Below are 13644 nucleotides of genomic sequence, written 5' to 3'. Positions count from 1 at the left end.
GGGCGGGGGACGCCGGTCCCCGCCCGGTCCCGGCCAAAAGGCGGCCGCTCTCGGCCCGTACCGGGAATGCCCGGGACACGGCCGGTGCTCCTGGGTGAGGGTGGAGCGGTCGACGGGGGAGGGGCGCCATGGGTGCGGGACGCGGGCCGCGCATACCGGTGACCGCTTATGCGGTGGCTTCGATGACGGTGCTCCAGCTGGGACTGGCCGCCTCCAAGCCGCTGTTCGACCACGTAGGGGTGCGCGGGACGACCGCGCTGCGGCTGATCTGCGCCGCCCTGCTGCTGCTCGCCGTCGCCCGGCCGGTGCTGCGCGGCAAGACCCCGCGGCAGCTCGGCTCGGTCCTGGTGCTGGGCGCCGTGTCCGGCGGGATGACCCTGTTCTTCGCCGCCGCCATCGACCGGATCCCGCTCGGCATCGCCGCCACCATCGACTACCTCGGGCCGCTCACGGTGGCCCTGATCGGCTCGCGCCGCGTGCGGGACGTGCTGTGGGCGCTGGCCGCCGGCGGGGGCGTCGCCCTGATCACCCTGACCGAGGACCACGCGCTGGACGGCGCGGCCGGACTGGACCCGCTGGGCCTGGCCTTCGCGGCCGGTGCGGCGGTCTGCTGGGCGCTGTACATCGTGCTGACCAAGGCGGTGGGCAGCACCTTCGAGGGCTTCCAGGGCCTCGCCGCCTCGATCACCGTCGGCGCCCTGGTGGTGGCGCCCTTCGGGCTGGGGGAGGCGGTGCGCGGGCTGGCCGACGCGGGTGGCGACCGGTGGCTGGTGCTGCTCGCGGTGGCGGGCGTCGCGGTGCTGTTCCCGATCGTCCCGTACCTGCTGGAGATGGCGGCGCTGCGCCGGCTGAGCTCCCGTACCTTCGGCATCCTGTTCAGCCTGGAGCCCGCCGTGGCCGCCCTGATCGGGTTCGCGGTACTGGCCCAGGCCCTCGGGATCTGGCAGCTGGCCGGCATGGCCCTGGTGCTGGCCGCCGGAGTGGCGGTCTCCCTGGAGGAGGGCGCCGAGCCGCCCGCCGGGGACGGGGCGGCGGCCGTACCGCCGGCCGTGCCGGCGCCCGAGCGGACCTCCGGCTGAGGACCCGGTCCTCACCGGGTCGCCTCCTGACCGGGTCGCCCGGACGGCCCCCGGACCGGGTCGCCCGGCCCCTGCGGTGGGATCCTTGGAGGTGGGGGAAGACCCGTCGCCCGGAGGCGTGACCGACATGGGAATCTTCGACTTCCTGAAATCCGACAAGAAGCGGGCGCACCACCCCGCCGACACGGTGAAGGAACAGGTCCAGGAGCAGCGGGCGGCCGTGGACGGCCGGACCGCAGGACCGGCCGGCACCACGGCCAGGTACGCCGACGCGGGGACCGCCAAACAGGCCGCCTCCCCGCCCACGGCCGCCCCGACGCCCGACATCGCCACGGGCCCGAAGCCGATGGCCCCGATGCCCGGGACCGCGGCACCGGACACCGCGATGGGCGCGGCACCGGACACCGCCATGACACCGGCGGCCGACACCGCCATGACCACCACACCCGCCGCCCAGCCGCCGCCGGCCGCCGTGAAGCGCACGTACACCGTGAAGCCCGGCGACTCGCTCGCGGCCATCGCCCGCACCCAGCTCGGCAACGAGGCGCGGTGGCGGGAGCTCTACGCCATGAACCGGGGCGTCATCGGCAGCAGCCCCGACATGATCCACCCCGGCATGGTCCTCACCCTCCCCCACTGAGAGCGGGCACGCCCGACGGCCACACGGAGCCGGGGCCCGGATCCTCCATCGGATCCGGGCCCCGGGTTCTGCCGGGCCAGAGCGCCGGCCGGTCGGGGTGCGGGACTCAGAGGTCCCCGCGCTCCCGGTCCGCCTCGGCCTGCTTGGCCTCGACCTCGGGGTCGTAGGCGCCGTTGGACGACGCGCTGCCGTCCAGCGAGCCCAGGCCGCCGCGGTCGGGGACCTCGGTGGCGGCCGGCGGCTCGACCAGCCAGTCCGGGTTTGACTGCTGGTCCCACCACTTCCAGACCGCGAAGGCGACGCCGGCCACCACGCCGACGACCGCCACGCCCTTGAGGATCCGGGCGGCCTTGTGCCGCCGCTCGTGCTGCCGCACCATCCTCCGGATCTCGTCCGGCGTCACCTGCCCCTTGAGGGCGTACAGCGCCGCGGTCGAGCGGGCCGCCGCCTCCACGGCCACCGGGCGGGTCGCCTCGACCGCGCTCTCGATGCGCGGAGCGGTGTAGTCGACGGCCTGCCGGGCCGCCCTGCGGGTGTTCATCACCGCCTTCGTGGCTGCCTGGTCGACCTGGGGCGGCAGCGCCTCCCGGGCCTGGTGCACACGCGGTGCGAGGTGTACGTCGTACTGGGCGCGCGCCTGGTGTGCGGCGCTCGCGACCTTCGGCGCCACGCGTACGCGCGCCTCGTGCGCGTACTGCGTCGCCGCGTCCCTGGCGGTCTCGGCGTACGGCGCCACCACTTCCGCGGCGTGCCGCACGCTTTCCTTCGCCGAAGTCCCGGCGGCGCGCACGCTGTCCATGCGGGTCACGTGTTCCTCCTCCTCGGTGGCGGACACAGCTCACCTTTCCACCCTTTGTCGGATCATGCCTGTCATAACGCTGGCCGGCACGCGCGCAAGGGCATCCGGGTGTCCCGCCGACGGTTTGTCCCCTCTCACCCCGGCCGTGCGAGGATCGGAGGACGTCAGTGAGGACTATGGAAGGCAGATTCGTGGCCGAGAAGCTGTACGCCACCCTGAAGACCAGTCACGGAGACATCGAAATCCTCCTTCTTCCGGATTTCGCGCCGAAGACGGTCCGCAACTTCGTCGAACTCGCCACGGGCGAGCGCGAGTGGGTCAACCCGGAAACCGGGGCGAAGACCACCGACCCGCTCTACGACGGCACGGTCTTCCACCGGGTGATCAGCGGCTTCATGATCCAGGGCGGCGACCCGCTGGGCAACGGCACCGGCGGCCCCGGCTACACCTTCGCGGACGAGTTCCACCCCGACCTGAACTTCACCAAGCCCTACCTGCTGGCCATGGCGAACGCGGGCCCGGGCACCAACGGCTCCCAGTTCTTCATCACGGTCGCCCCGACCGCCTGGCTGACCCGCAAGCACAGCATCTTCGGCGAGGTCGTCGACGACGCGAGCCGCAAGGTGGTCGACGCCATCGCGGGTACGCCGACCAATCCGCGCACCGAGCGCCCGCTGGAGGACGTCGTGCTCCAGTCGGTCGTCGTCGAGAAGCGCTGACGCACGGGCCGAGCCCACCACGAGGGGGACCGATGGAAACCGAGCACCTGCCGGGCTGCTACCGCCACCCGGACCGCGAGACCGGCGTCCGCTGCACCCGCTGCGAGCGCCCGATCTGCCCGGACTGCATGGTCGACGCCTCGGTGGGCTTCCAGTGCCCCGAGTGCGTGCGCACCGGCTCCGGTACGGGCCACAGCCCGGCCGCGAACCAGCCGCGCACGGTGGTCGGCGGGACCGTCGCCGGCGACCCGCACCTGGTCACGAAGGTGCTCGTCGGCATCAACGTCGCCTTCTTCGTCGCCGTCCACGCGGTGGGCGGCGCGGGCTTCGGAAACCCGGTCCTCCGTGAGCTGGGGCTGATCGGCGGCTACTACTGGAACACCGATCTCCAGGGCGTCGTGGACGGCCAGTGGTACCGCCTGCTGACCTCGATGTTCCTGCACGAGGAGATCTGGCACATCGGCTTCAACATGCTCAGCCTCTGGTGGCTGGGCGGGCCCCTGGAGCAGGCGCTGGGCCGGGCCAGGTACCTGACCCTCTACGTGCTCTCGGGTCTGGCCGGCAGCGCGCTGGTCTACCTGCTGGAGCCGCCGTTCTCCCTGACCATCGGCGCCTCCGGCGCCATCTTCGGCCTGTTCGGCGCGACCGCCGTGCTGATGCGGCGGCTGCGCTACGACATGCGGCCGGTGATCGCGCTGCTGGCGATCAACCTGATCATGACCTTCGGCTGGGGCGGCATCTCCTGGCAGGCCCACATCGGCGGCCTGGTGGCCGGCGCCGTGATGGGCGCGGGCATGGTCTACGCACCCCGCGAGCGCCGTGCGCTCGTCCAGTGGGGGACCTGCGGGCTGGTCCTCGCGGGTGTCCTCGTCGCTGTGCTCCTGAGGACGTCCGCGCTCACCTGAGCGGAGGTTGTCCACAGTCCGTGGCGGATCTTGTGCACGATGTGGAAAGAGCCCCTGGAACCGAGAAGACCCAGGTCGGCGGCCGGATCAATCACACCGGCGTCAACCTGGGTCCAGGTTATCCACAGATCTTCTGCCTTTTCCTCAGGTGTGGATAGCGCTGTGGATAACTCTGCGGAGAGCTTGACTTACTTCCACTGGGTGGATACGCCGAAACCCGCGGCGATGAAGCCGAAACCGACCACGATGTTCCAATTGCCCAGCGCCTCGACGGGCAGCCGGGTATCGGTCACGTAGAAGACGACGATCCAAGCCAGGCCGATCAGGAACATGGCCAGCATCACCGGAGCCACCCAGCCGCGGTTGCCCAGCTTGATGGTCTGCGCCTGCTTCGCCGGCGGCGGCGTGTAGTCGGCCTTCTTGCGGATACGTGACTTCGGCACGAGGGTCTCTCCTGTCGATGCGCTGGGGACGAGCCTCCCCCGGGCGTCCGTTAGCGTAGTGGGTCAGGGGCGCTGAAGGAGAAGGGTACGTTGAGCAATTCCGACGACCGCAGGCCGGTCCGGCTGCTCACGGCCGGCGTGTTCGCGCTCGCCGGTCTCATCTTCGTGACCAGCTTCAACACGTCCAAGGGTACGGACATCCGCACCGACACCTCGCTGCTGAAACTCTCCGACCTGATCCACGACCGCAGCCAGGACAACGCGGACCTCGAGGACCGCACCGGCGTCATCCGCAAGGAGGTCGACGCCCTCGCGGAACGCGACGACGGCAGCACCCGCGCCGAGGACGCCAAGCTCAAGGCACTGGAGAAGGCCGCCGGCACCGACCCCATCACCGGCCGCGCCGTCACCGTCACCCTCAACGACGCCCCGCCCGGCGCCACCGCCCGCATCCCCAACGTCCCCGAGCCCCAGCCCAACGACCTGGTGATCCACCAGCAGGACCTCCAGGCCGTGGTGAACGCGCTCTGGCAGGGCGGCGCCCGCGGCATCCGGGTCATGGACCAGCGCCTGATCTCCACCAGCGCCGTGCGCTGCGTGGGCAACACCCTGATCCTGCAGGGCCGGGTGTACTCGCCCCCCTACAAGGTCACCGCCGTCGGCGACCCCGCGCAGCTGCGCCGGGCCCTCGCCGCCTCGCCGGCCATCCAGAACTACCAGCTCTATGTCAACGCGTACGGCCTGGGCTGGAAAGTGGAGGACCACAAGGCGCTGACTCTGCCCGGCTATTCGGGCACAGTGGACCTCCACTATGCGAAGCCCGTGGAGCAACCGCAGCAGTAGGTGGGACGGCCGGGCCGTGCTCCGGCTGACCGTCCGGACGTTCAGCGAACTCTGCCTGACCACCGGCACGCTGATCGTCCTCTTCGTCGCGTACGTGCTCTTCTGGACCGGGGTCAAGGCCGACCGCGCCATGGACGGCGAGATGGATCGGCTGCGCGCCCGCTGGCAGTCGGCCGCACCCGCCGCCGGCACCCCGGGGACGCCGGCGGAGGAGCGGTACGCCGAGGGCACCGCCTTCGCCGAGATGTACGTCCCCCGCCTCGGCGCCGACTGGCGCAAGCCCCTCCTGGAGGGCACCGCCCCCGGCGTCCTCAAGCGGGGCCTCGGCCACTACGCGTCCAGCGCCCCCCTCGGCGGCACCGGCAACTTCGCCGTCGCCGGCCACCGGCGCACGTACGGGGACCCCTTCAAGGACTTCCCGCTGCTGCGCCCCGGCGACCGGGTGCTGATCAAGGACGCCCGCACCTGGTACACGTACCGCATCGTGAACCGGCCCCTGCGGACCCTGCCCACCGACGTCGCCGTCCTCGACCCGGTCCCCGCGAAGTCGGGCTTCACCGCCCCCGGCCGCTACCTCACCCTCACCACCTGCGACCCGGAGTGGGGGCACAGCCACCGTCTCATCGTCTGGGCCGAACTCACCGAGACCCGTTCCACGGGACACCTCAGCCCGTAATCTGGTGCGGTACACGGAACGGAAGGGACGGCATGTACGGCTGGATCTGGCGCCATCTGCCGGGAAACGCGTGGGTTCGCGCGCTGATTTCCCTGGCCCTGGTCCTCGCGGTGGTCTTCGTGCTTTTCCAGTACGTCTTCCCCTGGGCCGAGCCCCTCCTTCCGTTCAACGATGTGACCGTCGACGAGGGATCGGGGACCCGGTGAGCGCGCGCATTCTGGTCGTGGACAACTACGACAGCTTTGTTTTCAACCTGGTCCAGTACCTGTACCAGCTGGGCGCCGAGTGCGAGGTGCTGCGCAACGACGAGGTCGAGCCGGCCCACGCCCAGGACGGCTTCGACGGCGTCCTCCTCTCCCCCGGCCCCGGCACCCCCGAGGAGGCCGGCGTCTGCGTGGACATGGTCCGGCACTGCGCCGGCACGGGCGTCCCGGTCTTCGGCGTCTGCCTCGGCATGCAGTCCATGGCCGTCGCGTACGGCGGTGTGGTCGGCCGGGCGCCCGAGCTGCTGCACGGCAAGACCTCCCCGGTCACCCACGAGGGCAAGGGCGTCTTCCGCGGCCTGCCCTCGCCCTTCACGGCCACCCGCTACCACTCGCTCGCGGCCGAGCCGATGACCCTCCCGGACGTCCTGGAGGTCACCGCCCGCACCGAGGACGGGATCGTCATGGGCCTGCGGCACCGCGAGCACCTGGTCGAGGGCGTGCAGTTCCACCCCGAGTCCGTGCTCACCGAGTACGGCCACCGGATGCTCGCCAACTGGCTCACCGACTGCGGCGACCAGGGCGCCGTCGAGCGGTCCGCTGGGCTCGCCCCGGTGGTGGGCAAGGCCCTCGCGTGACCGCCGTCGCGCCGCCCGCGCCCACCGGGGGCCGGGCCGCGCGGCGCAGGGCAGCACAGGAGGCCGCCAAGCGCGAGCGCCGCAGGCGCCGCGGCGGCCCCCTGGTGATCGCGAGCCGCGTGGCCGGGGAACTCTTCATCACCCTCGGCGTCCTCATGCTGCTCTTCGTCACCTACCAGCTCTGGTACACGAACGTGCTGGCCGGCCGGGAGACCGACGGCGCCACCCGGCACCTGGAGCGGAACTGGGCGGCGGCGCCGCCGGCCCCCGGACCCACCGCCTTCGAGCCCGGCGAGGGCTTCGCGATCATGTACATCCCGAAGCTGGACGTGAAGGTCCCCATCGCCGAGGGCATCAGCAAGCAGCGGGTCCTCGACCGCGGCATGGTCGGCCACTACGCGGAGGGCCAGCTGAAGACCGCGATGCCCGGCGACGAGCGCGGCAACTTCGCGGTCGCCGGCCACCGCAACACCCACGGCGAGCCCTTCCGGTACATCAACCGGCTCACCCCGGGCGACCCGATCGTGGTCGAGACCCGGGACGCGTACTACACGTACGAGATGACGAGCATCCTCCCGCAGACCCCGCCGACCAACGTGTCCGTGATCGCGCCGGTCCCCGAGGGCTCCGGCTTCACCGCACCCGGCCGCTACATCACCCTGACGACCTGCACCCCCGAGTTCACCAGCACGTACCGCATGATCGTCTGGGGCAGGATGGTCGACGAGCGGCCCCGCAGCAAGGGCGCGCCGCCCGCACTCGCGTAGGGGAAAGACGTTGTCACGAGGCCGCAGCCGCATCGCCGGCGCCCTGAGCCTGCTCGGCGAACTGCTGATCACCGCCGGACTGGTGCTCGGGCTCTTCGTCGCGTACTCGCTGTGGTGGACCAACGTGCTGGCCGACCGCTCCGCCGCCGAGCGCGGCGACCAGGTCCGCGAGGTGTGGCGGTCGGCGGCGCCCGCGGCCGGCCCCGGCGCCCTCGACACCCGTGACGGCATCGGCTTCCTGCACGTACCCGCCATGGACGACGGGGAGGTGCTGGTCAAGCGCGGCACCTCGCCCGAGGTGCTCAACGACGGCGTCGCCGGGTACTACACGGAGCCGGTGAAGTCGGCGCTCCCGTGGGACAAGCAGGGCAACTTCACGCTGGCCGCCCACCGGGACGGGCACGGCGCCAAGTTCCACAACATCCACAAGCTGCGCACGGGCGACGCGATCGTCTTCGAGACCCGGGACACCTGGTACGTGTACCGGGTCTACGCGGCGCTCCAGCAGACCTCGAAGTACAACACCGAGGTGCTGGCGCCCGTGCCCCGCCAGTCCGGCAAGGTCGTCCCCGGCCGCTACATCACCCTGACGACCTGCACGCCGGTCTACACGTCGAAGTACCGCTACGTCGTCTGGGGCGAGCTCCAGCGGACGCAGAAGGTGGACGCGGACCGCACCCCGCCCGTGGAACTCGGCTGAGGCCACCCGCGGAGCCGGCGGGGACCGGTACTGCGCGGGGGAAAGCGGAACTCCCCGCCGGCCGGGCCGACGGGGAGTTCCAGGAGTGCCGCGGAAAGGGCCTCAGCGGCCGCTGGAGAGGCCGCCGAAGAGGCCTCCGCCGTTGTTCCCGCCGTTGTTGTTCCCGCCCTGCTGCCGGCCGTCCGAGCCCATCGTGGTGACGTTGATCGCGGTGCCCCCGTCGACCGGCTGGCCGGCGCCCGGCTCCGACGTCAGGATGCGCGCGTTCTCGTCCGAGGGACCGGACAGGACGGTGCCGAAGGTCAGGTTGTTCTGCTGGAGGATCACCCGCGCCTCGGCGACGGTCTTGCCGAACAGCTGCGGCACCGAGGTCTTCGCCGCCGCCTTGGCGACCTGGACGTTCACCGTCGACCCGGGCTGGACCTCCGAGCCGGCCTCCAGGCTCTGCTGGACGATCGTGTTCGGCGTCGCGGTCGAGTCGACCTCTTCCTTCGTGCCGAGCTTCAGGTCGGCCTCCTCCAGGGCCTTGCGGGCCTCGGAGGGGGTCTTGCCCAGCAGGTCCGGGACGATCGCCTTCTCGGCCTCCTTGGCCACCGTCAGGGTGATCTTGGTGCCCGTCTCGACGGAGGAGTCGCCCTTGGGGTCCTGGCTGATCACGGTGCCGGGCTTGCGGTCCGACTCCTCGTTCTTCCGGTCGACCGTGAAGCCCTTGTCGAGCAGCTGCTTCTCGGCCTCGTTGAACGAGATGCCGGTCACGTCCGGGACCAGGACCTTCGGGGCGCCGGTGGAGATCACCACGCGGATGGTGGAGCCCTTCTCCACGCTGGTGCCCTTGACCGGGTCCTGGCTGCAGACGAGGCCCTTGCCCTGGTCCTTGCAGGGCTCTTCCTTGTCCTTGACCACCTTCAGGCCGGCGTTGTCCGCCCTGTTCTGGGCGTCGGCCAGGTTCAGGCCGACCAGCTGCGGGGCGCTGACGCCGTCGCCGCCGGTCTTGCTGAACAGCGACCGGCCGATCAGGATCGCACCGACCAGCACCAGGATCGCGGCCACGACCAGCAGGATCGTGGACGCGTTGCTCTTCTTCTGGCGGCGCCGGGCCGGACCGCGGTCGTCGTACCCGTGCGGGTCGTAGCCGCCGTCGCCGGGGGGCATGGGCGGCATCATCGACGTCTGGCCCGCGTCGGTCGCGCGCAGCGCCGTGGTGGGCTGGTCGGGGTAGCCGTAGCCGTTGTTCTCGTACCCGCCGTACCCGACCGCGCCCATGGCGGCGGTCGCCGCGACCGGCTGGCCGTCGAGGCAGGCCTCGATGTCGGCCCGCATCTCGTCCGCGGACTGGTAGCGGTAGTCGGGGTCCTTGACCAGGGCCCGCAGGACGATGGCGTCCATCTCGGGCGTGATCTCGGGGTCGAAGTTGCTCGGCGGCTGGGGCTCTTCCCGCACGTGCTGGTACGCGACGGCCACCGGGGAGTCGCCGACGAACGGGGGCCGCACCGTCAGCAGCTCGTACAGCAGGCAGCCGGTGGAGTAGAGGTCGGACCGCGCGTCGACCTGCTCGCCCTTGGCCTGCTCAGGGGAGAGGTACTGGGCGGTGCCGATCACGGCGGCCGTCTGCGTCATGGTCATGCCGGAGTCGCCCATGGCGCGCGCGATGCCGAAGTCCATGACCTTGACCTGGCCCGTGCGCGTCAGCATGACGTTCGCGGGCTTGATGTCGCGGTGGACGATGCCGGCGCGGTGGCTGTACTCCAGGGCCTGGAGGATGCCGACGGTCATCTCCAGGGTGCGCTCGGGCAGCAGCTTGCGGCCGGAGTGCAGCAGCTCGCGCAGGGTGGATCCGTCGACGTACTCCATCACGATGTACGGGATGGAGATGTTGTCGACGTAGTCCTCGCCGGTGTCGTAGACCGCGACGATCGCCGGGTGGTTGAGCGAGGCGGCGGACTGGGCCTCCCGGCGGAACCGGGCCTGGAAGGACGGGTCACGGGCGAGGTCGGCCCGCAGCGTCTTCACGGCCACGGTGCGGCCGAGCCGGGTGTCATGCGCGAGATACACCTCGGCCATGCCACCACGGCCGAGCACCGAGCCCAGCTCGTACCGGCCGCCGAGGCGACGCGGCTCTTCCATAGCTACTACCAGCCCTCTCCGTCAGTCCCGACCGCACCCGTGTGTGGTCCGGCGGTGTGCTGTTCGCGCAAAGGCTACCGGGCGCGGCTGAGTCCGAGGTCCGTGACCGCAGGCTGATACAGGACCGGTACCGACCCACCGGGCCGCACCGGTGGGTGATTTACGTCACTCCAGGCGCAGGGGCCCCGGTCCGGGGCCCCCGCCGGGCTCAGCCCTGGCTCTTCAGCACCGCCTGCATGACCGCCTTGGCGATCGGCGCCGCCAGACCGCCACCGGAGATGTCCTCGCGGGAGACCGCGCCGGCGTCCTCGACCACGACGGCCACCGCGACCGGGGAGCCCTTGTCGGTCTTGGCGTACGAGATGAACCAGGCGTACGGGCGCTTCTTGTTCTTCTCGCCGTGCTGCGCGGTACCCGTCTTGCCGCCGACCGTCACACCGTCGATGGCCGCGTTGCGGCCGGTGCCGTTCTCGACGACGTTGACCATCATCTCCTGGACCTTCTGGGCGTTCTCGGCCGAGAGGGGACGGCTCATCTCCTCAGGCTCGGTCTGCTCCAGCACGTCCAGGCCCGGGGCGGTCAGCTGGTCGACCATGTACGGCTTCATCAGCTTGCCGTCGTTGGCCACGGCGGCGGCCACCATCGCCATCTGCAGCGGGGTCGCGGCGGTGTTGAACTGGCCGATCGAGGACTGCGCGTTGCCGTCGCGGCTCATCGTCTTGTCGTAGACGCTCGCGTAGGCGCGGACCGGGGTGTCGATCTTGCCGTTGTTGAAGCCGAACTTCTCCGCGGTCTCCACCATCTTGTCGCGGGTGACCTTGTCGCCCATGTTCGCGAAGACGGAGTTGCAGGAGACCTTCAGGGCGTCGTTCAGGCTGGCCTTCTCGCAGCCGGAGGCGTGGTTGACCATCGGCGTGCGGGTGCCGGGCAGGATGTACGGCTCGGGGGTGTCCGTCGGGGCGTTGATGTCGCTGACGACACCGTGCTCCAGGGCCGCCGCGGCGGTCACCACCTTGAAGGTCGAGCCGGGCGGGTAGGTCTCCCGCAGCGCGCGGTTGACCAGCGCCTTGTCCGGGCTGTCCTTCAGCGCCACCCAGGCCTTCTCGTCCTTCTTCGAGTTGCCCGCGAAGCTGGAGGGGTCGTACGAGGGGGTGCTGACCAGCGCCAGGATCGCGCCGGTCCGCGGGTCGATGGCCGCGACCGCGCCCTTGTTGTCGCCCAGGCCCTTGTACGCGGCCACCTGGGCGGCGCGGTTGAGGGTGGTGACGACGTTGCCGCCCTGCTTCTTCTCCCCGGTGAACATGCCGATCGTCCGGTCGAAGAAGAGCCGGTCGTCGTTGCCCGTGAGGATGCCGTCCTCCAGGGCCTCCAGCTGCGTCGAGCCGAAGGCCTGGGAGGCGAAGCCGGTGACGGGCGCCCACATGGGGCCGTCGATGTAGGTGCGCTTGTACTTGTAGTCGCTGCCGTCGGTGACCGCGGAGCCGGTGATCGCCTTGTCGCCGACGATGATGTTGCCGCGCTCCGAGGCGTACTGGGCGATCTGGACCCGGCGGTTCTCCTTGCGGGTCGCCAGGTCCTCGGCCTTGACGTACTGCAGCCAGTTGGCGCGCAGCAGCAGGGCGAGGACGAGCAGACCGCAGAAGATCGCGATGCGGCGCAGGGGCTTGTTCACGAGGGCCGCACCACCTGGGTCAGCTCGGAGTCGGGGGAGGCGGCCGGAGCCGGGGCCGGACGGCGCGCGGTGTCGCTGATCCGGATCAGGATGCCGATGAGGGCCCAGTTGGCGATGACCGAGGAACCGCCCGAGGCCAGGAACGGCATGGTCATACCGGTCAGCGGGATCAGTCCCATGACACCGCCGACCACAACGAACACCTGGATCGCGAAGGCGCCCGTCAGGCCGATCGAGAACAGCTTTCCGAAGGGGTCGCGTGAGGCCAGCGCCGTCCGCGCACCCCGCTCGATGATCAGCCCGTACAGCATCAGGAAGGCCATCACGCCGGCCAGTCCGAGCTCCTCGCCGACGGTGGTGAAGATGAAGTCGGAATTCGCCGCGAAGAGGATCAGGTCCGATTGGCCCTGTCCCCAGCCGGCGCCGAGAACGCCACCGGAGCCGAAGGACATGATGGCTTGGCCGACCTGGTTGCAGGCGTCGGAGGTGGCGTAGCAGCTGAAGGGGTCGAGGAAGGCGTTGACACGAGCCTCGACGTGACCCGAGAACGACGCGACCACGACGGCGCCGCCGACGGACATGAGCAGGCCGATGACGATCCAGCTCGTCCGTTCGGTCGCGACGTACAGCATGATCACGAACATGCCGAAGAACAGCAGCGACGTACCGAGGTCGTTCTCGAAGATCAGGATGAGCAGGCTCATCGCCCAGATCATCAGGATCGGGCCGAGGTCGCGGCCGCGCGGCAGGTAGAGCCCCATGAAGCGCCGGCTGGCCAGCGCCAGCGCGTCGCGCTTCACCATCAGGTAGCCGGCGAAGAAGACGGCCAGGACAATCTTTGCGAACTCACCGGGCTGGATGGAGAAGCCGCCCACCGAGATCCAGATCTTGGCGCCGAAGACGTCCGCTCCGAGGCCGGGGATGACCGGGAGGATCAGGAGTACGAGGGCCACGGCCATCGAGATGTAGGTGAACCGCTGGAGCGTGCGGTGATCTTTGAGGACCAGCAGCACAACCACGAGCAAAGTGATGCCGACCGCTGTGTAGAAGAGCTGGTTGGGGGCCGCCGGGGCGAAGTCGCCCCACTGCCGCTTCTGCAGGTTCTGCAGCCGCTCCGACTTGTCCAGGCGCCAGATCAGGACCAGACCCAGTCCGTTGAGAAGCGTTGCCAGCGGGAGGAGCAGCGGGTCCGCGTACTTGGCATACCGGCGCACGACAATGTGCCCGATGCCTGCGAGCAGGCCGAGGCCGAGACCGTACAGCAACATGCCCGGGGGCAGCTTGCCGTCGATGGCCAGGCCCACGTTGGCGTAGGCGAAGATCGGGATGACCACGGCGAAGCCGAGCAGCACGAGCTCGGTGTTGCGCCGGCTCGGCAGCTCGATGGCCCCGATGGTGGTCGTGTTGGTGACAACGCTCATGGTGTGGCAGGCCCC

The 13644-nt window shown here is 70.6% G+C and carries 14 protein-coding genes and 1 pseudogene; 10 read left to right on the top strand and 5 right to left on the bottom strand.

The features are described 5' to 3' along the window. Positions 1-182: 182 nt before the first annotated feature. A complete protein-coding gene (locus ACIQUR_RS17320) occupies positions 183-1079 on the top strand; it encodes an EamA family transporter (protein ID WP_403664813.1) in 897 nt (298 codons plus the stop codon). A gap of 127 nt (positions 1080-1206) precedes the next feature. Further along, positions 1207-1719 carry a LysM peptidoglycan-binding domain-containing protein gene (locus tag ACIQUR_RS17315; RefSeq protein ID WP_403664891.1) on the top strand — a complete coding sequence of 171 codons (513 nt, stop codon included), beginning with the start codon at positions 1207-1209 and terminating at the stop codon, positions 1717-1719. Between the two features lie 106 nt (positions 1720-1825). On the opposite strand, the gene ACIQUR_RS17310 is transcribed toward ACIQUR_RS17315, so the two are convergent. Continuing rightward, positions 1826-2527, bottom strand: coding sequence for a DUF5324 family protein (locus ACIQUR_RS17310; protein ID WP_403664889.1), 702 nt, complete (start codon positions 2525-2527; stop codon positions 1826-1828). A gap of 182 nt (positions 2528-2709) precedes the next feature. On the opposite strand from ACIQUR_RS17310, the gene ACIQUR_RS17305 reads away from it, so the two are divergent. Both ACIQUR_RS17305 and ACIQUR_RS17300 read left to right on the top strand, forming a co-directional pair. Further along, complete coding sequence (locus tag ACIQUR_RS17305) at positions 2710-3237, top strand: peptidylprolyl isomerase (RefSeq protein ID WP_403664811.1); 528 nt, start codon at positions 2710-2712, stop codon at positions 3235-3237. A gap of 32 nt (positions 3238-3269) precedes the next feature. Further along, the gene (locus tag ACIQUR_RS17300; protein ID WP_403664809.1) at positions 3270-4142 is read left to right on the top strand and encodes a rhomboid family intramembrane serine protease; all 873 of its coding nucleotides are present in this window, start codon (positions 3270-3272) and stop codon (positions 4140-4142) included. Positions 4143-4330: 188 nt separating this feature from the next. Here ACIQUR_RS17300 and crgA read toward each other — a convergent pair whose 3' ends face one another. After that, a complete protein-coding gene (gene crgA / locus ACIQUR_RS17295; RefSeq protein ID WP_403664807.1) occupies positions 4331-4585 on the bottom strand; it encodes a cell division protein CrgA in 255 nt (84 codons plus the stop codon). Between the two features lie 90 nt (positions 4586-4675). On the opposite strand from crgA, the gene ACIQUR_RS17290 reads away from it, so the two are divergent. The 6 genes and pseudogenes from ACIQUR_RS17290 (at position 4676) to ACIQUR_RS17265 (ending at position 8412) form a co-directional block, all read left to right on the top strand. Then, on the top strand, positions 4676-5428 hold the full coding sequence (locus ACIQUR_RS17290; protein WP_403664805.1) for a DUF881 domain-containing protein: 753 nt from the start codon (positions 4676-4678) through the stop codon (positions 5426-5428). Next, a complete protein-coding gene (locus tag ACIQUR_RS17285; RefSeq protein WP_403664803.1) occupies positions 5397-6104 on the top strand; it encodes a class E sortase in 708 nt (235 codons plus the stop codon). The genes ACIQUR_RS17290 and ACIQUR_RS17285 overlap by 32 nt, the downstream gene beginning before the upstream one ends. A 32-nt stretch (positions 6105-6136) precedes the next feature. Further along, positions 6137-6310: a hypothetical protein gene (locus ACIQUR_RS17280; RefSeq protein ID WP_403664801.1), complete on the top strand. Its 174-nt coding sequence runs from the start codon at positions 6137-6139 to the stop codon at positions 6308-6310. Beyond that, positions 6307-6945, top strand: a complete 639-nt coding sequence (locus ACIQUR_RS17275) for an aminodeoxychorismate/anthranilate synthase component II (RefSeq protein WP_403664799.1) — start codon at positions 6307-6309, stop codon at positions 6943-6945. The genes ACIQUR_RS17280 and ACIQUR_RS17275 overlap by 4 nt, the downstream gene beginning before the upstream one ends. A gap of 98 nt (positions 6946-7043) precedes the next feature. Next, positions 7044-7712 (top strand): annotated as a pseudogene (locus tag ACIQUR_RS17270) (class E sortase); the annotation flags it as partial. Positions 7713-7722: 10 nt separating this feature from the next. Continuing rightward, entirely contained in the window at positions 7723-8412 is a 690-nt protein-coding gene (locus ACIQUR_RS17265; protein ID WP_403664797.1) for a class E sortase, read from the top strand. A 102-nt stretch (positions 8413-8514) separates the two neighbouring features. On the opposite strand, the gene pknB is transcribed toward ACIQUR_RS17265, so the two are convergent. From pknB to ACIQUR_RS17250, 3 genes are all read right to left on the bottom strand, one after another. Continuing rightward, a complete protein-coding gene (pknB, locus tag ACIQUR_RS17260) occupies positions 8515-10536 on the bottom strand; it encodes a Stk1 family PASTA domain-containing Ser/Thr kinase (protein ID WP_403664795.1) in 2022 nt (673 codons plus the stop codon). A 208-nt stretch (positions 10537-10744) separates the two neighbouring features. Beyond that, entirely contained in the window at positions 10745-12208 is a 1464-nt protein-coding gene (locus tag ACIQUR_RS17255; protein ID WP_403664793.1) for a penicillin-binding transpeptidase domain-containing protein, read from the bottom strand. Further along, positions 12205-13629 (bottom strand): FtsW/RodA/SpoVE family cell cycle protein, encoded by a 1425-nt coding sequence (locus ACIQUR_RS17250; protein ID WP_403664791.1) that lies wholly within the window; start codon positions 13627-13629, stop codon positions 12205-12207. Before ACIQUR_RS17250 ends, ACIQUR_RS17255 begins: the two co-directional genes overlap by 4 nt. Positions 13630-13644 lie beyond the last annotated feature (15 nt).

The organism is Streptomyces sp. NPDC101132 (assembly GCF_044759225.1).
Lineage (GTDB): Bacteria > Actinomycetota > Actinomycetes > Streptomycetales > Streptomycetaceae > Streptomyces.
The sequence above is the reverse complement of the archived record's forward strand: the minus strand, read 5'-3'. Positions and strand labels throughout refer to the sequence as shown.